25 protein-coding genes are annotated in these 23,066 nt (G+C 38.8%); 18 read left to right on the top strand and 7 right to left on the bottom strand.

Annotation, left to right across the window (positions count from 1 at the left end; all coding sequences use genetic code 11):
• Window positions 1–50: 50 nt before the first annotated feature.
• From IHV11_RS11700 to IHV11_RS11690, 3 genes are all read right to left on the bottom strand, one after another.
• Complete coding sequence (locus IHV11_RS11700) at window positions 51–1,088, bottom strand: ABC transporter permease (protein ID WP_197194722.1); 1,038 nt, start codon at window positions 1,086–1,088, stop codon at window positions 51–53.
• A complete protein-coding gene (locus IHV11_RS11695) occupies window positions 1,078–1,806 on the bottom strand; it encodes an ABC transporter ATP-binding protein (protein WP_197194721.1) in 729 nt (242 codons plus the stop codon). Before IHV11_RS11695 ends, IHV11_RS11700 begins: the two co-directional genes overlap by 11 nt.
• 305 nt (window positions 1,807–2,111) lie before the next feature.
• The gene (locus tag IHV11_RS11690; RefSeq protein WP_197194720.1) at window positions 2,112–2,543 is read right to left on the bottom strand and encodes a DUF4395 domain-containing protein; all 432 of its coding nucleotides are present in this window, start codon (window positions 2,541–2,543) and stop codon (window positions 2,112–2,114) included.
• 136 nt (window positions 2,544–2,679) lie between these two features.
• Here IHV11_RS11690 and IHV11_RS11685 point away from each other — a divergent pair, with 136 nt between their 5' ends.
• Window positions 2,680–3,132 carry a PaaI family thioesterase gene (locus IHV11_RS11685; protein WP_197194719.1) on the top strand — a complete coding sequence of 151 codons (453 nt, stop codon included), beginning with the start codon at window positions 2,680–2,682 and terminating at the stop codon, window positions 3,130–3,132.
• 73 nt (window positions 3,133–3,205) lie between these two features.
• Here the strand turns inward: IHV11_RS11685 and IHV11_RS11680 are convergent, their stop codons facing one another.
• Window positions 3,206–3,700, bottom strand: a complete 495-nt coding sequence (locus IHV11_RS11680) for a peroxiredoxin family protein (RefSeq protein ID WP_197194718.1) — start codon at window positions 3,698–3,700, stop codon at window positions 3,206–3,208.
• A gap of 305 nt (window positions 3,701–4,005) precedes the next feature.
• Here IHV11_RS11680 and IHV11_RS11675 point away from each other — a divergent pair, with 305 nt between their 5' ends.
• The 4 genes from IHV11_RS11675 (at window position 4,006) to IHV11_RS11660 (ending at window position 8,083) form a co-directional block, all read left to right on the top strand.
• Window positions 4,006–5,166, top strand: coding sequence for a S8 family peptidase (locus tag IHV11_RS11675; protein WP_197190481.1), 1,161 nt, complete (start codon window positions 4,006–4,008; stop codon window positions 5,164–5,166).
• A 354-nt stretch (window positions 5,167–5,520) separates the two neighbouring features.
• On the top strand, window positions 5,521–6,525 hold the full coding sequence (locus IHV11_RS11670) for a S8 family peptidase (RefSeq protein WP_197194717.1): 1,005 nt from the start codon (window positions 5,521–5,523) through the stop codon (window positions 6,523–6,525).
• A gap of 40 nt (window positions 6,526–6,565) precedes the next feature.
• Entirely contained in the window at window positions 6,566–6,736 is a 171-nt protein-coding gene (locus IHV11_RS11665; protein WP_197190479.1) for a hypothetical protein, read from the top strand.
• A 243-nt stretch (window positions 6,737–6,979) separates the two neighbouring features.
• Window positions 6,980–8,083 (top strand): MBL fold metallo-hydrolase, encoded by a 1,104-nt coding sequence (locus IHV11_RS11660; protein WP_231620236.1) that lies wholly within the window; start codon window positions 6,980–6,982, stop codon window positions 8,081–8,083.
• Between the two features lie 45 nt (window positions 8,084–8,128).
• Here IHV11_RS11660 and IHV11_RS11655 read toward each other — a convergent pair whose 3' ends face one another.
• Entirely contained in the window at window positions 8,129–8,635 is a 507-nt protein-coding gene (locus tag IHV11_RS11655; RefSeq protein WP_197127322.1) for a cupin domain-containing protein, read from the bottom strand.
• Between the two features lie 424 nt (window positions 8,636–9,059).
• Between IHV11_RS11655 and IHV11_RS11650 the strand changes: the two genes are divergently transcribed.
• Both IHV11_RS11650 and IHV11_RS11645 read left to right on the top strand, forming a co-directional pair.
• On the top strand, window positions 9,060–9,638 hold the full coding sequence (locus tag IHV11_RS11650; RefSeq protein WP_231607455.1) for a thioredoxin family protein: 579 nt from the start codon (window positions 9,060–9,062) through the stop codon (window positions 9,636–9,638).
• 73 nt (window positions 9,639–9,711) lie between these two features.
• The gene (locus IHV11_RS11645) at window positions 9,712–10,629 is read left to right on the top strand and encodes a CobW family GTP-binding protein (protein ID WP_197194716.1); all 918 of its coding nucleotides are present in this window, start codon (window positions 9,712–9,714) and stop codon (window positions 10,627–10,629) included.
• 89 nt (window positions 10,630–10,718) lie between these two features.
• Here IHV11_RS11645 and IHV11_RS11640 read toward each other — a convergent pair whose 3' ends face one another.
• Entirely contained in the window at window positions 10,719–11,144 is a 426-nt protein-coding gene (locus IHV11_RS11640) for a hypothetical protein (protein WP_197194715.1), read from the bottom strand.
• An 88-nt stretch (window positions 11,145–11,232) separates the two neighbouring features.
• On the opposite strand from IHV11_RS11640, the gene IHV11_RS11635 reads away from it, so the two are divergent.
• Both IHV11_RS11635 and IHV11_RS11630 read left to right on the top strand, forming a co-directional pair.
• The gene (locus IHV11_RS11635) at window positions 11,233–11,871 is read left to right on the top strand and encodes a hypothetical protein (protein WP_197194714.1); all 639 of its coding nucleotides are present in this window, start codon (window positions 11,233–11,235) and stop codon (window positions 11,869–11,871) included.
• Window positions 11,864–12,427: a hypothetical protein gene (locus IHV11_RS11630; protein ID WP_197194713.1), complete on the top strand. Its 564-nt coding sequence runs from the start codon at window positions 11,864–11,866 to the stop codon at window positions 12,425–12,427. Before IHV11_RS11635 ends, IHV11_RS11630 begins: the two co-directional genes overlap by 8 nt.
• Before the next feature lie 222 nt (window positions 12,428–12,649).
• On the opposite strand, the gene IHV11_RS11625 is transcribed toward IHV11_RS11630, so the two are convergent.
• The gene (locus tag IHV11_RS11625; RefSeq protein ID WP_197194712.1) at window positions 12,650–13,324 is read right to left on the bottom strand and encodes a haloacid dehalogenase type II; all 675 of its coding nucleotides are present in this window, start codon (window positions 13,322–13,324) and stop codon (window positions 12,650–12,652) included.
• Window positions 13,325–13,449: 125 nt separating this feature from the next.
• On the opposite strand from IHV11_RS11625, the gene IHV11_RS11620 reads away from it, so the two are divergent.
• The 9 genes from IHV11_RS11620 (at window position 13,450) to IHV11_RS11580 (ending at window position 23,036) form a co-directional block, all read left to right on the top strand.
• Window positions 13,450–13,788: a LapA family protein gene (locus IHV11_RS11620; RefSeq protein WP_197194711.1), complete on the top strand. Its 339-nt coding sequence runs from the start codon at window positions 13,450–13,452 to the stop codon at window positions 13,786–13,788.
• Window positions 13,789–13,925: 137 nt separating this feature from the next.
• On the top strand, window positions 13,926–14,942 hold the full coding sequence (locus IHV11_RS11615; RefSeq protein ID WP_197194710.1) for a LacI family DNA-binding transcriptional regulator: 1,017 nt from the start codon (window positions 13,926–13,928) through the stop codon (window positions 14,940–14,942).
• Window positions 14,943–15,015: 73 nt separating this feature from the next.
• The gene (locus IHV11_RS11610) at window positions 15,016–17,109 is read left to right on the top strand and encodes an amylo-alpha-1,6-glucosidase (RefSeq protein WP_197194709.1); all 2,094 of its coding nucleotides are present in this window, start codon (window positions 15,016–15,018) and stop codon (window positions 17,107–17,109) included.
• Between the two features lie 45 nt (window positions 17,110–17,154).
• Window positions 17,155–18,405: an ABC transporter substrate-binding protein gene (locus IHV11_RS11605; protein ID WP_197194708.1), complete on the top strand. Its 1,251-nt coding sequence runs from the start codon at window positions 17,155–17,157 to the stop codon at window positions 18,403–18,405.
• 31 nt (window positions 18,406–18,436) lie between these two features.
• Window positions 18,437–19,327 (top strand): carbohydrate ABC transporter permease, encoded by an 891-nt coding sequence (locus IHV11_RS11600; protein WP_144703621.1) that lies wholly within the window; start codon window positions 18,437–18,439, stop codon window positions 19,325–19,327.
• A gap of 12 nt (window positions 19,328–19,339) precedes the next feature.
• Window positions 19,340–20,164, top strand: coding sequence for a carbohydrate ABC transporter permease (locus IHV11_RS11595; RefSeq protein ID WP_153238839.1), 825 nt, complete (start codon window positions 19,340–19,342; stop codon window positions 20,162–20,164).
• Between the two features lie 342 nt (window positions 20,165–20,506).
• Window positions 20,507–21,109: a biotin transporter BioY gene (locus IHV11_RS11590; RefSeq protein WP_197194707.1), complete on the top strand. Its 603-nt coding sequence runs from the start codon at window positions 20,507–20,509 to the stop codon at window positions 21,107–21,109.
• Between the two features lie 15 nt (window positions 21,110–21,124).
• The gene (gene bioB, locus IHV11_RS11585; protein ID WP_197194706.1) at window positions 21,125–22,111 is read left to right on the top strand and encodes a biotin synthase BioB; all 987 of its coding nucleotides are present in this window, start codon (window positions 21,125–21,127) and stop codon (window positions 22,109–22,111) included.
• Window positions 22,112–22,211: 100 nt separating this feature from the next.
• Entirely contained in the window at window positions 22,212–23,036 is an 825-nt protein-coding gene (locus IHV11_RS11580) for a mechanosensitive ion channel family protein (protein WP_197128185.1), read from the top strand.
• Window positions 23,037–23,066 lie beyond the last annotated feature (30 nt).

Genomic DNA, 23,066 nt, shown 5'->3' with positions numbered 1-23,066 from the left:
TACATTTTCTTTATTATAGACACTAAAGTCAGGCAGTACAAACGCTTAACTTATAGTCTGCGGTGTTTTTTCAAAGCGAGCACGTTTAATATCATAAATAAAAGAGAGAACCCAAGGAGCACTAGCACGTTTCCGTAAATATCTCCCCAACCGTCACCTTGAATCATTATATCCCTAATCGCTTCTCCTCCGTATGTTAAAGGCATAATATAGCTCAAGGGCTGAAGCCAATCTGCCATTGTTTCAATGGTAAATAAACCAGAGAAAAACACTTGCGGTACCACGACGAGCGGGATGAATTGAATCATCTGCAGTTCGTTCGTTGCAAAAGCAGAAAGTAATGTTCCGAGTGTGAGGGCCGTTATAGCAAGCATAAGTGTAATCAAAATTACTAACCAAAGAGACCCAGCCATCATAATATCGAGAACATAGATGGCAAACGAAACAATAATGGCTGATTGTAGAATCGTGAAAATGCCAAAGCCTAAAACATATCCAACTACCATTTCCCATCGACGCATCGGAGTAGCGAGCAGCCGTTCAAGTGTTCCAGTCGTTCTTTCGCGTAGAAATGAAACCCCTGAAATTAAAAAAACGAAAAAGAAAATAAAAAATCCTATTAAAAATGGACCGATATAGTCGAAAGTTTCCATATCAGCTGAACCATGCAAATAATGAATCTCCGGATTTAATTTTATTTTTTCTGTGTCTTGATCCGGCATTGTTTTCAATGTCTTTTCAATCATCATAATAGAAGCCTTGTTTGCTGTCGGATTGCTTCCTTCTAGAGTAATAGTAGTTGAGGGAAGTTCGACTTCAAGTACGGCATCAAGTTTTTCTTCTGATAAGTCTTGATGAGCTTCTGAACGCTTTTGATAAACTATGAAAGCTTTATCTGATAATTTCAGTTTGTCTACCACCATTTGTTGATCACTGACAACGCCTATCTTTGGTTCATAGTCATTGCTTGAAAAAACGAGGTTCACAAGCGTTAAGATTAGAAGAGGGGCAATGAACATCATCGCGAGTGTACGTTTGTCCCGCACGAATTGTCTGATTATCCGGATCACTAGTGCCTTAATTCGCATGATTAACACCTCCATAATAAAGAAATGCTTCTTCGATTGAAGTGCTTGAAGTGTTATCCTTTAGTTCTCTTGGTGAACCAGATGCAATTAGCTTTCCATCACGAAGCATTCCCAGCTGGTTGCATTTTTCTGCTTCATCCATTACATGTGTTGTGACTAAGATCGTTGTACCACTCTTGCTTAGCTTATACAGTTCATCCCATATAGATTGCCTGAGAACTGGATCGATTCCTACAGTAGGTTCATCTAGAATGAGGATCTTAGGGTCATGCAAGAGTGCAGCAGCTAAAGATAATCTCCGTTTCATGCCCCCGGAATATTGATTAACGGGTTTTTGCAGGAAGTTTGTAAGGTTTACGAGGTCTGATGCCTGATCGATCCGTTCTTTTTGTTTTTGTCCCTTTAAACCATAAATAGAGGAGAAGAATTCAAGATTTTCCTTTCCGCTTAATTCTCCATAAAGGGCATCAGATTGAGCCATAAATCCAATTTGTGTCATGGTGTTAAGTTTTGGCATATCCGAATCAAGAACACTTATACTGCCAGTTGTTGGGGTTTCGATCCCTGCAATCATCTTAACAAGTGTTGTTTTTCCAGCACCTGATGGACCGAGCAATCCATAGATTTCATTTTTGTTCACCGTTAAATCAATGTTCTGTAACACATGATGAGATCGATAATTTTTAGAAACATTTTTCACTTGAATTACGGTTTGCATATGGAAACCACCTCCAAAATTTAAAGTGAGTAATCACTCATTTATAAATATCATACGCGGTAGGATTTAAATCGTCAAGTGAGTACTCACTCATTTTCATGTGAGGTTATAGTAGAAAAAATTGTAATCAAATTACTGTTAACTGAAAAAGGTATACATTTAGAAAAATAGGAACACTTAAGATTTGATTTTCCAGGGAGTAAGGGAGTCGTTATCTCGATAGGATTTAGACAAAGCTTTGTATTTGAAGCGATAAAATTGGAAAGAACCATTCACAGGTAAAGGGAATGGTTCTTTTTTATGCTTTAGTTAGAGTCTTGAGCTTTTTTGTAACGATATTGCTGCCATCTGAACCTGATAAAGCACCCGATACAAAAGCCAAGTATGGCTACGAACGAAGCTGTTGCAACCATTATAGTAGCAATCCAAGCTATAGTACTCCATCCCATTAAATGACTTAAAAATCCTACAGTAAGGAGTGAGATCGCAATCAATTGATTAAACTGTTGCTGATCTTTATCTTCTGGAATGTATTCAGAAGGTTTCTTTTTCAAGAATAATTTAGCAGCTCTCATTATAGGATTGTAATCGAACAACATACCAAGAAGTCCAGCGATTAAAGGCAGCAACAAAAACCAAGTTTGACCAGAAAGCCATGTTGCTAGCGTTGATAAAAAAATGAACCACTGATTTGTTCGCACTAAAGGTCTTGGAATTGAAATGGAGGAGTGGGACATGGAAATCCGACCTTTCTCATAGGTTTAGTTATCTTATTGTAAATGTATTCGTCAGTAATGTGAAGTGTTAATCCTTATTAATGAAAGAAGGGGATTGTTTGTTATAACAAGAATGTCTTATAGCGAGGTGAGAATAATGAAGATAAAAAGAAACGATCGTGATGTGCATTTTCAGTATGCGAAGGAGATTGAGGAAAAGCTAAAGAATGATACTTTTGCAGAGTGGTTAGGTATTGAATTAGTAGAGGTTGGACCAGGAACGGCAGTAGCACAAATGACAATTTCTGAAAATATGCTCAATGCTCATGGTACAGCACATGGTGCTGCATTATTTGCTATTGCTGACTTTGTCTTTGCTGTAGCATGTAATTCCTATGGAAAAACATCAGTAGGACTTTCTGTAAATATTGGATATCTCGCTGCATGTCAAAGTGGTGATAAAATTACAGCAAGAGCTATAGAGATTAAACGTAATCATAGAACTTCTTGGTATGAAGTGAGAGTGGAGAACGATAAAGAGCTTGTTGCTCATGTGAGTGCTCTATCTTATCGGAAGAATGAATATTTTGTAGGGACAGAAGAAGGGTAAGTGGATTCACAAACCTGAAAACAACAAACGACGAAGTGAGGTTGGTACTGCCTCGCTTCGTCGTTTTCTTATATTATCTTAACGTTTTTTTAATATATTTTATTGTCTTTCTTAAATCTTCTGCTGTTGGTCGTCCGAAAGGTCCTGTTTGAATATCAAAATAGACAACTCGTTTTTGATCATCAACTAAAAATAACGCTGGTTCTCCATGTTCACCATGATCGTCATATAATTTTCCGTTATGGTATTGAACCCCATATATTTCTCCCGCCACACGCTCTGTATCACTGAAAACAGGAAAAGAAAGGGAATGTTTGTCCTTCATCTTCTTTAGGTTTTGTTCTTCATCAGTAGAAATCGCGATGATGTGAGTATTCAATTCTTTGAATGTATCAATATTTTGCTCTAACTCTTTCAATTGATCATTACATACCGGGCACCATTCACCACGGAAGAAGACAAGTAAGTGAAAACGATCATCTTTTTCAAGGTGATTGTAAAAGGAGAAAGATTCTCCGGTTTCGGATTTAATAGTAAAGTCAGGTGCAGTGTCTCCTGTTTGTAACATGTGAACATCCCTCCAAAATAAGTTTCTTCTTTAGGTATTCCTCTTGCAGAAAATTTTAAACTCTTAAGCTTTTTAATTCTAAAAAAATCACTCTTCATACTAGGTCATAGCTACGTCTAGATGAGGAAAGAAGTAATAAAATAAGAGTCTAATTAATGACTTTATTCCTATTTTAAGTTAAAACTTTTAAAAATTAGTAGTTTATATTTGTTTTTGTTAGAATAGTAAAATTCTTCTTTATTTTCTGTAAATTGGGCTCTATATTAGAAATTGTAGTTCAACACCAAATTAGAGGAGTGAAGTAAATGATTAAGAAGATTGCCACGATGGCAGCGGTTTTACCATTAGTAGTTTCACTTGCAACACCAGCGGCAGCTGCAAAAAGCACAGAGGTGAAAGCAAAGGTTACACCTCAAGAAATTATCGTAAAATTTAAAGACAGCGTGTCAGAGTCAAAAGTAAAGTCTCTAGCAGTAAAAGGAAAAGATGAAGTTAAAGAAAAAGGCTCTAAGTTTCATGTAATCAAAGTAAAAGACGGAAACGTAGATGCAGCCATTGCAGAATATGAAGCGAGTGGAGATGTAGAGTATGCAGAGCCAAACTATACATACCATGCGAGCTGGACTCCAAATGACACGTATTTCTCAAACGGAGTACAATATGCACCTCAAAAAGTAAGTGCTCAATCAGCTTGGGACATCACACGCGGTTCATCTACTACAAAAATAGCAATCATTGATACAGGTGTTGATTACAATCACCCTGATCTAGCTGGAAAAGTCATTAAAGGGTATGACTATGTAAGTGATGATTGGGATCCAATGGATCAGAACGACCACGGAACACATGCTGCTGGTATCGCAGCAGCTGCAACGAATAACGCTAGAGGTATCGCAGGTATGGCACCAAACGTATCTATCTATGCTGTGCGTGTACTTGATGCGAACGGAAGCGGATCTCTTGATGATGTTGCGAACGGAATCTACCATGCTGTAGATAACGGAGCAAAAGTAGTTTCACTAAGTCTTGGCGGACCTGGATCTGCAACGTCATTACAAAACGCAGTAAACTATGCGGTCTCTAAAGGAGTAGTTGTAGTTGCCGCAGCAGGTAACGAAAACACTTCAGCACCTAGCTACCCAGCATACTATTCGGGTGCCATTGCAGTAGCTGCAACTGACCGCAATGACCTTCGTGCTTCTTTCTCTAACTATGGATCTTGGGTTGACGTTGCTGCTCCTGGTGTAGACATCGCTTCTACTGTACGTAATGGAGGATATGCTTACATGTCTGGTACATCCATGGCTTGTCCTCTAGTAGCTGGTGTTGCAGGCTTACTTGCTTCACAAGGAAGAAGTGCTTCTAATATCCGTGCTGCAATCGAGAACACTGCAGATCCAATCTCAGGAACAGGATCTTACTACTCTAAAGGCCGTGTAAACGCAGCAGACGCAGTACGCTACTAATCTTTTATTTATACTTTCAAACTTCCAAGGCTAGATTTGTTCTAGCCTTGGAAGTTTTTTGTTTGCCATAGTTTAATAGAACTAGCAATTCTTGTCGAATTGTGTTGGAATTTAAGGATAAGGACATATGTTCGCATTGCGTAAAATGTCGATGTAGACTTATTAGCTCATTTTAAATACAGGACTTGTGGTAACTTTTAACAATTTGGTAGAATAGTAATATAAATCCTCAACAAGAATCTTTTTTCTTACGTGTATTACATTCTATAAGAAGGGAGGTTCAGAAATTCCACTTGTATTTCCTAGCGTCACTTTCTTTACAAAACATTCTTTTTAAATAAAAAGGAGGTAAAGATGATGAGTGAAGTTTGCTTAATCCCGTTTGTGTTAGAAGAAGTCATAGAAGAATCAAAAGAAGAGATTCCATACGGAGTCGAGATGATCAATGCACCAGCTTTTTGGCGTGAAGGTGAAAAAGGAAAGAGTGTGGTTGTTGCCGTACTAGATACAGGTTGTGACACGAGCCATCCGGAACTTGCTGAAAGGGTCATTGATGGACGGAATTTTGTTGATGGGAATGAAGAAGATTATCAAGATGCCCACTATCACGGAACACATGTTGCAGGTACGATTGCAGCTACTTTAAACAATGCCGGTGTAGCTGGTGTGGCTCCAGATGTGAAACTCTTGATCTGTAGAGTTCTTGGTAAAGATGGCGGTGGATCATATCAAGGAATCATCGATGCTATTGATTACTCAGTCAGATGGAGAGGAGAAAACGGAGAAAGAGTACGTGTGATCTCGATGTCTCTTGGTGGACCGACGGATGTACCTGAGTTACACGAAGCGATTCAGCAAGCAGTATTGGAAGATGTGCTTGTGGTATGTGCTGCAGGTAACGAAGGGGATAACAAAGAGAATACGAATGAGCACGCTTATCCTGGGGCGTACAAAGAAGTAGTACAAGTTGGTGCAGTAGATGCGAAAATGAAACTTGCTCCATTCTCGAACACGAATGATGAGATTGACCTTGTTGCTCCAGGCGTAGATGTGGTTTCTACTTATCCAGGAAATAAATACGCCAAGTTGTCCGGAACTTCGATGGCGACGCCTCATGTATCGGGAGCAGCTGCATTACTGATTGAACGAGAAGAAAAATTGTTTGGCCGTGAACTTTCAGAAGCGGAGGTTTACGCTCAATTGGTAAAAAATACGTTAAGTATCGGATTAACAAAGAAAGCAGAAGGAAATGGATTGCTAGTTTTAAATGCACAAGAAAAAGCAGTTTGCGATCAGGAGAATTTAAGAGCGATGAGAACTCCTATTGAAACGGCTGCAGCGAAAGAGTCAGAATCATAAAGTTTGCCCCGTTTCTTAGGAAGAAAGGGCGTGTATGGGGATGGCGTACAAAATTATTGCGTTGCTGATCAGCTTTGCGACACTTTGCATTAGAATCTATGAAGAGATAAGCAGACGAGCAAAGAATCGGGCAAAAGAAGAAGAGCTTCAAAAGAAAAAGAAAAGAAAGCGAAAGAAAGCAGTAAAGAAAAAGGAAAAGGAAAGTGCTTAAATGAATAGATGGAATAAAAGCTGATTCAGTGAGATGAGGTATTTTCACATGGATTAGCTTTTTTGTCGTTTTTTTAAGTACTCAGAAGAATGTGTTCGTATTTATTGATGCTCTTTGAAAGTAGTTGATTTCTGCTCCAGGTTGTTCGCTTTTCATAGGGAGAAAAAGTACTGGAAAGTTGCTTCTATGATTTGAAAAGGAGTAATATATGAGCACTACTGTAAAATAGAGAGGAACGTAACTATGCTTTTATTAGGCATTCTACTTGTAATTGTAGCTGCTGTATTTTTATTTATGATGTTTCATCCTGTTTTTGGAAAGAAACCTTCAAAACATGATAGGAGCACCTATGAACCAGTTGAACACTATCAAAAAGGTATTTTTACCAATCAGATAGAAACAGTGATGACTTCCGACCTACGCTCTATGCTCCCTGTATTAAAAGAATTTTTAAGTGGAAGCCCGAATCGTCAGCCTAAGAAAGCAATTCCTATACAGTCGTTTCAGTTACCTGAAAAAGCAAATCATGAAACAAGGGTAACTTGGTTTGGACATTCTGCATTATTGATAGAGATGAAAAAAAAACGCATACTTATCGATCCTATGTTCGGCTCCGCGCCATCCCCGGTTCCCTGGTTTGGAAACAAACGTTATAGCAAAGAACTGCCTTTTAAAATTGAAGAACTTCCCCAAGTGGATCTAGTGGTTTTGTCACATGATCATTATGACCATCTGGATTATGAAACCATCAAACAACTCAAACATAAAGTGAAACAGTTTGTTGTCCCGCTTGGTGTTGCTGGACATTTAAAGAGGTGGAGAGTGGAACCAGAACGTATAAAGGAATGTAATTGGTGGGATGAAATAAAAGTCGGTGAAATTTCATTAATCTGTGCGCCAGCACGCCATTTTTCAGGAAGAAGCATAACTGACCGTAACTCAACTCTATGGTGTTCTTGGATTATTCAAGGAAAGCAATCTAACATTTATTTTAGTGGAGACAGTGGATATGGGCCACACTTTAAAGAGATTGGAGATCAATATGGACCATTTGATCTCTCTTTAATGGAATGTGGACAATATCATGAGAAGTGGGCTGCGATACATATGATGCCTGAAGAAACAGTACAAGCACACATTGACGTAAGAGGCACAGTCATGATTCCAATCCATTGGGGAGCTTTTACACTATCTTTGCACGATTGGACAGACCCTGTTGAAAGAGCTGTAAATGCTGCAACAAAAATGAATGTTAAAATATGTACACCTCAGATTGGTGAGACAGTAACGATTGGCTCAGAGTTACGATCTAGCTCCAAGTGGTGGAGAGAGAATTCAAATTTATAAAAAAGAGTGCTCTTCACTTTGGAGGGCACTCTCTGCATGTATTCATTAACTTTTCCACAATTCCATCAGAGGACCATCACTTCCAAAAAGAGGATCTTTATCAGGTAAAGGTACGAGCATAATATCATCTAATACAGCAGGTCGATCAGCAGGTTCACCCTTTTTTAAGTTGTGCTCCATACCGTTTGGGTAAGCTCCAGCTACTTTGAAATCCGTGCTGCTACCGATACACTTATGTCCAGTACCAGCAGGGAGTACGATGACATCCCCTTTTGAAACAGTAACTGACACGCCATCCTCTCCTCCAAGAAGAAGGACAGCCTCGCCGCTCATAACTCCGAGAACTTCATGTGTATTGCTATGATAATGATGATAATCAAAAACACCGTTCTTCCAACCATTTGTCCAGCCGTTTTGTTCAAAAACGTCTAATGCATCCTGTGGCTCTTTTAATTTACCTACGTATAGCAAAACTGGCCAGGAAGGATGATTCGGAATCTTCCCATCGTCTGTAAAGAATAAAGTTTTGACATCTTCGCTAAGCATTTTCATACCATATAACCCCTCCCCTGTTTTAGTATCCATTCCCTTATTTTTATGAAAAGAAACCCGTCTTCTTTCGGAAAAAATTATAGGAGAAAAAAGAAAATAAGAGCAATAATGCGAAATTCCTCAATAAATGACGAAAACTTATGTGTTAAAAAAAGTTTTCTTTTATGTGAAAAGAGGTATTAGATAGTTACAGTATGATAAATGCTAGTGAAAGGTGGAAATCAGTATGAAGTACAAAGCGAAGGACTGGCTCCGGTTAACGCCGAATGAGAGATACCTGCTTTTATTCGCTGTTTCCCAACTCCAGAAAAAGCTGAGAGCAGGTTAAAAGAACCAAAAAAATAAATTTAAGGCGTTTTCGTTGCCACAACTCCCCCTTGTTTGGTTAAAATAAGAATACAAGATAAACAGGGAGGAACACAGGATGATGACTGACCTCAATACATGGTTCGATAAAGGCATGACACGCTATGCATATATCCATTCAATGAAAACGCACAAGGAAAACTTGCTTACGATATATAATTCATTCGTACTGCCTGAACCTATGAAAGATGCGTTGCAAGGCATCCAAAAAAACCGGTTGAGAGCGATCGTTATTACCGAAGATTGGTGTGGCGATGCGATGTTGAATCTTCCTGTTTTTATGCGCATGGCAGATGAAGCACTTATAGATATCCGCTTTATCTTACGCGACCAGCATCCGGAATTAATGGATCGATACTTAACTGCAAAAGCAAAATCAATTCCCATCATCATCTTTATTGATGAAAAGGGCAAAGAGGTTGTAAAGTGGGGGCCGCGTGCACCAAAATTGCAGCAGATCGTCGAAGAACGCAAAAAGAAGATACCTTCTAAAGAAGATCCACGATATGAAAAAGCATTTAAACTATTTGCTGATCGTATCTCTAGTTTGTTTACGACTGACCATGCTCTTTGGGAAGAAGTAAGCCTTGATATCATAAAAAAATTATTAGCTAAACTTAATGTTAACAGCCTGTAAATAGGCTGTTTTTTGTTTTGTGTTAAAATGAAGAAATTGATGCCATATAAAAGAACTAAGTTTGAGGTGTACGATGAAAAAGAAAGCAAATGTTATTATTCTCGCTGGCTTTTTAGGAAGCGGAAAAACAACGTTACTCAAACGGCTGCTAGCGTATGAAAAAGAACATAATCATAAAACGGCTGTGTTGATGAATGAGATCGGGAAAGTTTCAATAGATTCTGATAGTGTTCCAGAAGATGTGCCACTAAAAGAACTTCTCAACGGCTGTATATGCTGCTCTTTATCAGATCAGCTTGAAAAACAGCTTTGGGGACTTTGTAAGGAAAATGAACTGGATACTTTGATCATTGAAGCAACAGGTGTAGCTCATCCTATAGATGTTCTTGATGCCTGTTTGTCACCGTATCTAATCGACGATTTACAGATATCAGGAATTATTTCAGTCATGGACGCGCCTCGATGGTTGGATCGTGAGGGAATGAATGTTCAGGCGAAAATGCTCATGATGGAGCAGATCAAACACGCCGATTACATCGTGTGGAACAAAACAAGCGCTTTGACGGAGAAACAGAAGAGGCAACTTACGAGTGATTCAACAAGGTTGAATGAAGGAACTCCTTTTGTATTAACAGATTTTGCAAAAGTAGAACTATCCCAACTTTTTTCACTTTCGGTAAAGCAACGATCAGAACATCAATCTGTGTCAGCAGAAAAACTAAAAGTGAAAACATTTATGTATAGGTTTGAAGCACCTGTGAATAAAGAGTTGTTTGAACACTGGCTCAGAAATGTACCTTCATCAATCTATAGAATTAAAGGGTATATTCAATTTATAGATCAAATTTATCTCTTTCAGTACTCATATGGATTGCCTACATATGAAAAAGAGTTGATGAAGATGCCGCTAAGACTTGTTTTTATTGGTGAAGATCTTGATTCTGATCAGTTAACAAGAGGGCTGAGTGAAGTTGAAGTAAGAAGTAAATAGAGAAAAAGAGAAAACACTTGTGACTTTAGGGGAATAAGTGTTTTTTTGCGTTTTTAAAGCTTTCTGATGAGAAAAAGAGGATGCACGAATCACTGCTTCTGACAAATTTGTTCCATGAACACAGGTTGGTCCATCATCTTAACAATACCAGGGTCACTTTCAGACAGTTGAATGAAGCTATCAATTATATTCTCTTCATACGTTAATAGGACAGCTTCAAGATGATGATTCCCGCAATTCCCTTTTAGCCGATATATATTTTGTTCAATAGTGCCCTTTTCTAAACCATGAAAATTAACATCGGCAAGTTGGTATGTATGCCGGAACTCAGGCTGAATAGGAATCACAAATACTTTCTTACGTGGAAGAAAAACGTCTGCTTTCCAGCCGTATCTTTCTATCCATTCCATGTGTTTTTCTGGTGTCACAGCTAAGAAGTAAGTATTGAAAAGCATGAAGATAATCCCAAAGGAAAGCAAAAACATTCCTAATCCTATTAGCCACTTTTTGTACAATTGAATCTCTCCTTTGTAAAGAAATTCGGTTTATTTTATGCTATTCTTTTATTATCATTATTTTCCAATCCTTATTGAAGGAGGTGCTATGATGAAAACGAACTTAATGACTCATGACCATCGAAACATTCATTCTGAGATTTATAAAATGAAGATGGGACCAGTTGCTGTTCGTGAGATACCAGCTATGAAGTATGTTACGCAAGAGATGAACACGAATTATCAAATGGATTGGGCAGGTAGACCTGAACCAGTTGATGAGCAATGGATCGTCTGGAAAGTCGTAAATCAGCTTAAACATTTAACAAAAAATAAGTTGAGATATAAATTTACTCTTATGCCTCACGAGATTTTATGGCACGAGAAGAATGACAGCAGATCTCTTACAACTCAAATGATGCAAGTACCTGATTGTATAACCGAAGAATTATTTGAAGAAGCATGTTTTCACGTTGAAAAGAGATTGGGAAACAAGCTTTCTACACTACAACTCATTTCTAATGAGTCGCTCACTTGTGTTCAAAAGTTACATAGAGGTCACTATCGAAACTCAATTGAGACTTTAAGTGAAATCATGAACTTTGCTGATCAAGAGAGTCTTTCACTGAAATCAAGTTATAAAGAAATCTATTTAACTCCTGCAATGAAATGTCATAAACCTGAAACATGGCAAACAGTTGTGAGTGTGGAGATTAATAAAAGTCAGCCAGGAGTACGAAATGAATGAAGACAAAATTAAATTTAAATTGGAATTAAAAGAAGATAAGGAATCAATCTATGCATTTCATTTAATATTTACTTTCTTGATCGTTTGTCTTTTGTTTGTTCTTGTTGTAGATATAGATGATCAAAGTGTTGAGACACAAGGAATTGCTAGACAGTGGGGAGAGGCCAAGTTAATAAATAATGAATCAATGCAATACACTTTGCTCTCCGATTCAGAAAAAATGAAGTACGTGGATATTATTTCAGAAACTAATAAAGAAGAACAACCTACCTACTCATTTAAAGAGTTAGATCAGTTTGAATATCGTATAAACAGTAAGGAATATATTTACAAGCTTCACTACTACAAAATGGAATCCTGTGCAGATTGTCAAAAAGATGTATGGGTTCGTATAAAGAAAGAGGATTCCGGTTGGTTTGTATCTCATACGAACTATTCAGAATCTAAAGCTGAAAAGAAGATTCGTAACGTGCAAGGAGAGCAGATTCCTACTTCTGAAAAGCAAGAAAAAGAATTGGAAGAAAATAAGTCTTTTATCATGAAGTGGCTGAATTAACTTTTTAAAACAAGGAGTGCTTATATTGAAATATCGATATTGGGGAATTACGTTCGTTATTATAGGTGCACTAATTATGCTAAGTTCTTTTATGATAGATACTGAACATGAGAGGCTTATTCGCATAGGTGGGGGTAGTTTATTCTTCATAGGTACTTTGTTAATACCGGATTATGTAGTTAATTCTAGAAGTCATACGAAGGATAGGTAAGAGCTGCATCGTTATGAGTGCAGCTCTTTTTCTTTCAACAAATCATTGAGGGAGGCAAATATATAATGAGGAGTTACACCTAAAACATCCATTGGCTGATTTCCTCGATTGATCCATGCAGTCTTAAAACCATATGTTGTTGCACCCGTTATGTCCCAATAGTTAGAACTCATGAATAAGATTTCATCTCGGTTTACCGCTAACGTCTCTTGAGCATACTGATAGGCAGCAGGTGCAGGTTTATATTGTTTAACATCCTCAATTGAAAGTAGATCTATAACATCAGTGAGCTCTCTTTTTTCAATTAATGGCTTTAACATTTTATAAGTTCCATTAGAAAAAATAACCTGCTTTACATTATTCTGTTGAATTTTATGAAGAGTTTCGGGAACTTCTTCATACACTTGGAGCTCTAGATAAGCCTCCATTAAGGAATCAAGTGCATCTTCTTTGCATTGTAGAGAGAATTTTTTTAAAGTATATAAAAGAGCATTGCGTGTGATTTCGGAAAATGGAATGTATGTTCCAGTTAGTTGGTGAAGCATGAAATACTCTACTTGTTTTTTTCGCCACTCTTCACTAATGGCAGCACCATGACCACTAAAAAGAAATTCGGCTTTTTCAGTAACTGAATGTACATCGAAAAGCGTTCCATATGCGTCATAAACATAGGCTTTAATCGTCAATGAAGCACCTCCTCATAATACAAGGTTACCCGAAATCATAACTGATTAACTTCAAAAAAAATTTTATAAAAATTTAGGTGAATTTCCCTGTCATTGAGGGAATAGATAACAATGAGGTGATAATAATGAAAATGCAATTGTATCTATTATTTGGTTTTATCTTCGCACTGATCATAGCAACATTCGCGGTCATAAACGTTGGTGATGTAGAGATCAACTACCTCTTTGGAACTGCCAACTGGCCATTAGTACTCGTCATTTTAGGATCAGCCGTAATCGGTGGCCTATCAGTCGGACTATTTGGTCTGATTAAAGTAATTCAACTGCAGCGACAAGTGAAAAAGTTGCACCAGATCCATAATGAAAAAGAATCTTGGAAAGAGGAACGTATTATTGAAAATTCTACTGAAACTGGAACTCCAACAGAAGAAATTCCTCATGAAAAAGTAGAAGAAAACAAGTAGATGCTAAGAAACCCTGTGATTAGTCTTAAGAGACTTCTCTCAGGGTTTTTAAATGGTTACTAACTTATACTTGAAAGCGGTCACAAAAAACGTTAAGATAACAACTAATCAATTCCAAAACGTTTTGGAGGATGCGGATGGCTACAATTAGAGATGTTGCGAAAAAAGCAGGTGTATCTGTTACAACGGTTTCGAGAGCGTTGAACGGCTACTCTGATGTAAACGAAAAGACAAGGGAAAAAATTAAGGTGATCGCTCAAGAACTTAATTATAGTCCGAGTTTGCTAGCTCGAAGTCTTGTGATGAAAAAGACGAAAACCATTGGATTACTCGTATCTGGACTTCGAATTGAAGGAAGTAAAGATAATTTTACCTTTGAAGTACTCTGCGGTGTTAATGACTGTGCTGGAGAGCTTGGATATGAACTAGTATTAATCAGTACAGATTCAAAAAAACAACAGGAAAAAACGTATAACCAGCTATGCAATGAAAGAAAAGTAGAAGGGGTGATTCTGCAAGGAATTAAAACAGACGATCCTTATTTGGATGAGGTATTAAAAAGCGATATTCCTTGTATTCTAATCGATATACCGATTGAAAGTGAATCAGTTGGATATGTTACAACCGACAACAAAGGCGGGGCACAAACAGCGGTAGAGCATCTCACTGATCTCGGACATAAAAACATTGCGATGATTAATGGGCACAGTCAAGCTTTTGTTAGCCGGGAACGGTTAGCAGGCTATCAGGAAGCATTACAGAATAAAGAAATTCCTTTCAACGAAGAGTATGTTGTAAACGGTGCTTTTTTAGAGGAATCGGCAGAACTTGAAACAACCAAACTATTAAGTAAACACCCTGAGATTACAGCGCTGTTTTGTGCCAGTGATCTAATGGCGATGGGGGCTATGAGAGCCGCTAAAAAGATGGGTAAGAAACTACCAAAAGATCTATCTGTTGTTGGCTATGACAACATTATCCTATCCGCTTATTCAACGCCTTCTCTATCTACGATTGCACAAGATCGCTATAGATTAGGGTTTGAAGCTACTACACTTCTAACGAAATTGCTAGAAGGAAAGGAAGTTGAAAAGAATAAAGTTCTTCAGACTGCATTCATAAAAAGAGAATCAACAACCGAAAACCACAGATAGTGGTTTTTACTTAGACTAAGACCGAAAACGTTTTGGAAACAACCATTCTTAAAAAAACAGGAGGATTTAGCAAATGAACTACCGTGTAATCAAAGAAAACGATCTATTTTTTTTAACAGATGACAAAGGTAATATCCCGAAAGAGAATGATTACGGACTAGGTTTGTATACGAAAGACACCCGGTTTCTTAGCAAGTTCGATATCAAAATAAACGGTCAAGATCCCATTCTTCTTTCTTCATCTGCGGATGAGAATTATGAAGCTGAAATCCTGCTAACCAACCCTCACATGGAAGAGGACGGAAAACTCATCCTATGGAGGGAATCTGTTGAGATCGAAAGAAAGCGCTTAATTTATGATGGAGTTTTATACGAAACACTTAATCTGAAAAGCTATTATCCAAAGCCGGTAGATTTTGAAATTAGTGTTCATGTTGATGCTGATTTTACAGACATGTTTATTATTCGCGGGTTTCAATATGGTGAAATTGGAAGAAGGACGGGCGAAGAAGTTACTGAGAACTCTATCAATTATTTTTACAGCGGCGCAGACGATATTGATCGTGCGACGAGAGTTCAATGGGATCGAGATGCAAAGTCAGTTGATAGGGACGGATCTATCGCATTTGATTTTCATTTGAATCACGGTGAGACCGAGACGGTTACGTTTTCTGTAACTCCAGAAATAAACGGGAAATCAGGAATAGTTATGAATCCGGAGAAAGCGCTTCAACTACTTAAGACTTCATACAAAGATTGGGAAAGAGACACAACAAAAGTTCAAACAGATCATAAGCCTCTTCAAAGACTTGTTGACAGAGGAATTATGGATCTTCGCGTATTGCTAACAGATATTGGGCATGGAGCATTTCCGGTAGCGGGGTTACCTTGGTTTGGTGTTCCTTTCGGAAGAGATAGTTTGATCGCTGCGCTTCAGATGCTTGCCTTTAATCCTGAAATCGCAAAAGGCACTTTATTAACCATGGCATCTCAACAAGGTACTAAGGTGGATCCATGGCGGGATGAGCAGCCTGGAAAGATTATGCATGAAATTCGTTACGGAGAACTAGCTTCTACAAACCAAGTTCCTTTTACACCTTATTACGGGACGATTGATGCAACACCTCTGTTTTTGGTTCTTTTATCTGAGTATACAAAATGGACAGGTGATTTAACTTTGGCAGATCAACTGCAGCCGAATGTAGAGGCAGCACTGAATTGGATCGATGAATATGGTGATCGTGATGGTGATGGATTCGTAGAATATCATCAAGAATCGAGTAAGGGAATCGCGAACCAAGGGTGGAAGGATTCCGGAGATTCTATCGTGCATCGAAACGGAGATTACGCTGAAACACCGATCGCGTTATCAGAGGTTCAAGGTTATGTATATCAAGCTAAAAACGGTATCGCCGCCATTTTCGAAGTACAAGGAAAAGTGGAGGAAGCAAACAGACTTCGTAATGAAGCTGAAAAGCTAAAGAGATTGTATGATGAGAAATTCTGGATGGAAGAGCAAGGGTTCCATGCGATTGCGTTAGACAAGGATAAAAAACAGGTAGGTACATTAACGACCAATCCTGGTCATGTCCTTTTTGCAGAGATGCTGGACGATCATAAAGCAAGTAAGGTGATAGAAAAACTTGTTTCACCTCGTTTTTTCTCTGGTTACGGTATTCGAACGATGGCAGAAGAAGAAGCCGGGTACAACCCGATGAGTTACCACGATGGTAGCATATGGCCACATGACAACAGCATGATCCTGCTTGGAATGAGTAAGGTTAACCACCAAAGGGATGCAAACACTGTGATATCAGGATTGATTAAAGCTGCTAGTCACTTTGAATACGACAGACTTCCTGAGCTTTTCTGTGGATATGGTTCTAAAACAGGAAGAGCAGTAAAATATCCGGTCGCGTGTTCGCCTCAAGCTTGGGCTGCAGGAACACCATTAGTTTTCATCCAAACCATTCTTGGTTTATTTCCAGATAGTTTAAATAAAGTCGTTCACCTCTCTCCACACCTGTTGGAGAACATGAATGAGCTTAGAGTAGATGGAATTAAGATTGGCGAAGGACATCTTTCTGTTCATGTTCGACGTGAGAAAGAAAAAACGATAGTGGAGATTAAAGAGAATACGACAGGATATCAAGTGATTCAAAAATAGAGTGATTCATCAACTTAGTTTAGTTAAAGAAGGGAGCTTGAGAAAATGAGGCGTACAAAGTGGCTGTCTACGTTAAGTATATCTTCATTGCTTCTAGCAACGATATTATCTGGCTGTGGAAATGAAGAAAGTCAATCAGAAAAAACAGAGATCGTACTGAGTGGATGGGGAGGGAATCCGACTGAGAAGAAACTTTTAGATGAAGTCCTTTCAGATTTTGAAAAAGAACATCCTCACATCGATGTGAAATTGAATACAATCAGTGATCAGTACATGGACGTACTAAAGACCCGATTGATCGGAGGTACTGCAGCAGATGTATTCTATCTTGATGCTTTTGAAGCCCCTGCTTTAATCGAGACAGGCGCTGTTGAACCGCTCAACAAATATGTGACTCAAGACTTTGATCTAGCAGATTTTGAAAAGCCGATGCTTGACGCCTTTAAAAAAGGTGAGGAGCTTTATGGTTTACCAAAGGATTACTCAACACTTGCTCTTTTTTATAACAAAAAGATGTTTAAAGAAGCCGGTATTACAGAACCTCCACAAACGTGGGAAGAAATGGAGTTAGCGGCTAAAAAGTTGACCGATCAAGAAAAGCAAGTATACGGACTTGGTATGCTTCCACAGATTGAACGGATGTATTATATGGCAGAATCCCGTGGTGGACAGGTCATCACAGACGGTCGAGCCACTTTTGCTGACGATAAAGTCGTGGATGCCATTCAGCCAGTTGTTGATATGCACGTGAAAGATAAGACTGCAGCAACACCTTCAGAAGTGGGTGCAGGGCAATCAGCTGGTGAGATGTTTGGTCGCGGCAATGCAGCAATGGTAATGGAAGGAAATTGGAACATCCCGTTTTTAGAAGACACGTTTCCAGAGCTCGATTATGGAACAGCTGAATTGCCGACTATAAACGGTAAAAAAGGAACGATGTCCTTCACGGTCGGATACGCTATGAATGCAGAATCAGAGTATAAGAAAGAATCTTGGGAACTGATTGAGTATCTCACGGGTAAAGAAGGTATGAAGAAGTGGACGAGCAAAGGTTTTGCACTTCCAACAAGAAAGTCTGTAGCCGCTGAACTAGGATTCGATCAAGACAAACTACGCGGTCCGCTTGTTAGCGGAGCAGAATATGCAACTGTATGGCAGGATGGGCCAACATTGCCAATCGTGATGAACAATTTTAACAATCAATTCCTGAGTGCGTACTTGGGTGATCGACCTTTAAAAGAAGCATTAAATGATGCAGAAAAACAGGCGAACAGAGAGATAAAAGTAACAGAATAATAACTTATGAATCGAGGTGAACCATGTGAAGATGTTATCAAAAAAAGATAGAAGAGAAGCAGGGCAAGGGTATCTATTTCTACTGCCAGCGCTGCTCGTTTTAGGCGTATTTGTAATCGCACCGATCCTTTATGCTGTGTTTCTTTCCTTTCATAAAGTAGAACTGATCGGCGGAGCCACCTACGAGTTTAGAGGTCTTGATAACTTTATGAAAGTAACATTTGATGATCGAGCCATTATTGCACTCAAGAACACGGCTATCTATGTTGCAATCGTAGTGCCAACCCAGACGTTCCTAGCTTTAGTATTAGCAGCTTCATTGAATGCAGGGCTCAAAGGTCAGAAGTTCTTTCGCATCGTATACTTCTTACCAACGTTAACTTCATCTGCTGTGTTAACACTTATTTTTATGTGGATGTATAATCAGAACGGATTGATTAACTATGTTCTAAAGTTCTTAAATCTACCAACGTATAACTGGATTGGTGATCCAGACGTAGCTCTTATCGCTATCATGATTATGAATATCTGGGCAACAGCACCGTTTTTCATGGTTATTTATTTAGCTGCTCTTCAAGACATTCCAGATAGTCATTATGAAGCTGCTGAACTCGACGGAGCAGGTCCGATTCAAAAGTTTTGGCATATTACGGTTCCAAACTTAAGACCGGTAACATCCTTTGTTGTGATCATGGGACTGATCGGGACATTCCAGCTTTTCGATCAATCTTATATTTTCTCTGGAGGGTCAGGCGGACCGAACAATTCCACTCTAACGGTCGTTCTTTTAATCTATCAATATGCATTTAAGACACTAGGAACGATGGGTTATGCTACAGCTATCGCTTTCATGCTTGCCATCATCATCTTAGTTGCAACCCTTTTACAGCGCAAATTTTCAAAAGAAGAATCACTATACTAAGGAGGAGATACCATGAAAAAACGTACGGCTGGAAGAAAAGCTTTGTATGTAATCCTTGTCGTTTACGCAATCATCACCGTTATTCCGTTTTTGTGGGCACTGTCTTCTTCCTTTAAAACACTTGGTGAGATCGTAAGTGGATCGATTAATTTTATTCCAAAAGACTTTACACTTGATAACTATAAACAGATCTTTACGAGGGAGCCACTATTCGGAAGATGGTTGTTTAATAGTTTGTTCATTGCAACAATCGGAACCCTATTAAACTTATTGTTCAATTCTATGGCTGGATATGCACTCGCAAGATTAAGCTTTCCAGGGAAAAAGAGCATTTTCTTAATGATCTTGGCCGTATTGATGATTCCTTTCCAAGTAACGCTCATTCCAAACTTCTTAATACTTAAAGAACTTGGATGGCTGAACTCGTATCAAGGAATGATCATTCCAGGTGCGGTGAACGCGACGTTTATCTTTATGATGAGGCAGTTCTTTATCAATTTTCCAAAAGAAGTCGAAGAAGCAGCTGCGATCGACGGGCTTGGACGCTTCGGGACATTTTTCCGTATCGTTTTGCCTCTTGCTAAACCGGCACTTGCAGCTCAGACGATTTTCGTATTCATGGCGTTCTGGAACGATTTTATGAGACCACTCATCATTTTGTCCGATCAAGACATGTTCACTCTACCACTAGGACTGAACTCATTCAAAGGCCAGTTCATCTCATTTTGGAACTATATAATGGCCGCATCGATGGTCTTTACTTTACCGATTATTGTCCTGTACGCTTTCTTTAACCGATATTTTGTAAAAGGAATCAAGTTTACAGGAGACAAATAAAATGATTGAAGTGAAACTGGCTTGAGGTGTGGGAACTAAGCACACGAATAGCCAGTTTTTTTGCTAAAAAACCACTAATTTCACGGTAATCTCTTTTTTATTCACGGTAATCAACATTTTATTCACGGTAACTGCACACAATTTCACACATAAAATAATTTAAACGATCTTCGACGATAGTCGACAAGCTCATTTAGTGTATTAATGGAGTAAACCATTCCAGTCTATTGAATGGTTTACTTATAACATAAATGTTAACCTAATTTTATTTTAAGTTGACGTAATTGTGAACCTTCGCTATTCTAAATCGTATATAGAACATATATTGGAGGTTTATTAAAGATGACAGCACAAAGAAATGGCTTGAAAACGATCGATATTACGTTAGTCGGCATGTTTGTTGCTCTTATGGCAATAGGTGCAAACATCACGACCATGTTTCCTTTCATGGTGGTTGGGGGAGTGCCGATCACGCTGCAGACCTTTTTTTGTATTCTGGCAGGAGCCTTGTTAGGAAGTAGATTAGGTGCCATCGCGATGAGTGTATACGTATTAGTCGGATTAGTCGGAGCACCTGTCTTCGCTCAATTTAAAGGTGGCTTTGCAACAGTGATCAGCCCGACTTTTGGATTTTTACTATCGTACATTTTAGTGGCATATCTTACGGGTCTGATCATTGAAAAGTATGGCGGAAAAACTTCTTATATTGTAGCAACACTTGTAGGAACAGCGATTAACTACATTGTAGGGACAAACTTAATGTTCTTGGCGTATAAAATGTGGGCAGATGCACCAGAAGGTTTCACATATTCTATGGCATGGGCGTGGATGATGGTTCCACTACCTAAAGATATCATTCTAGCCATTTGTGCAGGTATGTTAGCTCCGAGAATTAACTTTGCACGTAAAAAGACGATTTCTCAACGAACAAAACATGCATCATAAAGGAGTGCAATTTAGATGATATGGAATGCTCTTGCAAAAAAAGTTTTGAGTGGTGAAGAGATTACGAACGAAGAGGCACTTGATATTTTGAATTGTCCAGATGAAGATTTGCTATTGCTTCTGCATGGGGCTTATCAAATCAGAAAGCATTATTATGGTAATCTAGTGAAACTCAATATGATTATTAATACAAAGTCAGGCGCATGCCCAGAGAACTGTGGATATTGCTCGCAATCTATTGTTTCAACTGCACCTATTGAAACTTATCGAATGATGGATAAAGATGAGATGGTTAGAGGTGCTGAATCAGCCTATAACTTGAACGTTGGAACATATTGCATCGTTGCGAGTGGTCGCGGACCCTCTAATCGAGATGTAGATAAAGTGGTTGAAGCTGTCAAAGAAATCAAAGATACATATGGCTTAAAAGTATGTGCTTGTCTAGGAATCTTAAAACCAGAACAAGCAGAGCGTCTAAAAGAAGCGGGTGTCGATCGATACAATCATAACTTAAACACTTCAGCTCGGAATCATAAAAATATTACAACGTCTCATACATATGATGATCGAGTGAATACGGTAAACATCGTTAAGGAAAGCGGAATCTCTCCCTGCTCAGGAGTTATCGTTGGTATGCGAGAGACGAAACAAGATGTTATTGATATGGCAAGAAATCTTAACGTACTAGACGCAGATTCTATTCCAGTGAATTTCTTGCATGCGATCGATGGAACGCCGCTAGAAGGGACAGACGAGTTAGATCCACGCTACTGTTTAAAGGTACTTGCATTATTTCGTTATATTAACCCTACAAAGGAGATTCGCATTTCAGGGGGACGTGAGGTGAACTTGAGAAGTCTGCAGCCACTCGGTTTATACGCCGCGAACTCCATATTCGTAGGTGACTATCTGACGACGAGAGGGCAAGAGTCAACAACAGACCATAAGATGTTAGAAGATATGGGCTTTCTGATTGATCGAACTCCAGTTATAGCGCGATAGTTTTTGTTAAAGATTGAAAAGCCACTCGAAGCTTTGTACAATAAGGAGTATTCTATTGTATATAGTGGGAGTGGTTTTTTTGGAAAAATGGCAAAATTGGATGGGGAAAATAAACTGGGCTGAGATTATGCTAGCAGCTGGTTTATGGGCGGCGAAATTCTTATTGATCATCGTCATGTTCTTGGTTATCCGTTCAATCGGTAGACGTGTGATCAACCGAATGTTTGATAAAGCAGCAACACATAGAAAGATGTCTTCAGGAAGAATCATTACGTTGCAAAAGCTTGTGGTCAACCTATTTTCATACGTATTAATCTTTGTTTTTGCTGGTATCTTATTCAAGCAGTTCGGACTTGAAATTGGTACTCTTATTGCGGGGGCTGGAGTAGTCGGATTAGCCATAGGTTTTGGAGCACAGGGACTTGTAAGTGATGTTGTTACCGGATTCTTCATTCTCCTTGAAAAACAGATGGAGGTCGGAGATTACGTAACGATTGGCGGTGTTGATGGAATTGTAGAAGAAGTGGGTTTACGAACGACTCACATACGTGCATTTGATGGTACATTAAACTATATGCCGAACCGTGAGATCAGTACGATCGCAAACCATACACGCGGTAATATGCGAGCACTCGTTGATATTGGGATCGCATACGAAGAAAATATAGATAAGGCTCTTGTTGTATTACAAGATGCTTGCGACAAAGTAAAAGAAAAGAACCCTAGCATTATCGAAGGACCGAACGTGTTAGGTGTTCAAATGTTAGGATCCTCCGACGTTGTCATACGTATTATTTCTAAGACGATAAACGGAGAACAGTGGGCGGTCGAGAGAGAGTTGCGCAAAGCTTTAAAAGAAGCTTTAGACGCAAACGGCATCGAGATTCCGTATCCTCATCAAGTAAATGTAGAAAAAGGAGCATAAGAAAAGCCGGGCGAACGTTCCCCGGCTTTT

The sequence above is a fragment of the Fictibacillus sp. 26RED30 genome (genome assembly GCF_015903845.1).
GTDB lineage: Bacteria > Bacillota > Bacilli > Bacillales > Fictibacillaceae > Fictibacillus > Fictibacillus phosphorivorans.
This window is presented reverse-complemented; position numbering and strand designations above follow the sequence as displayed.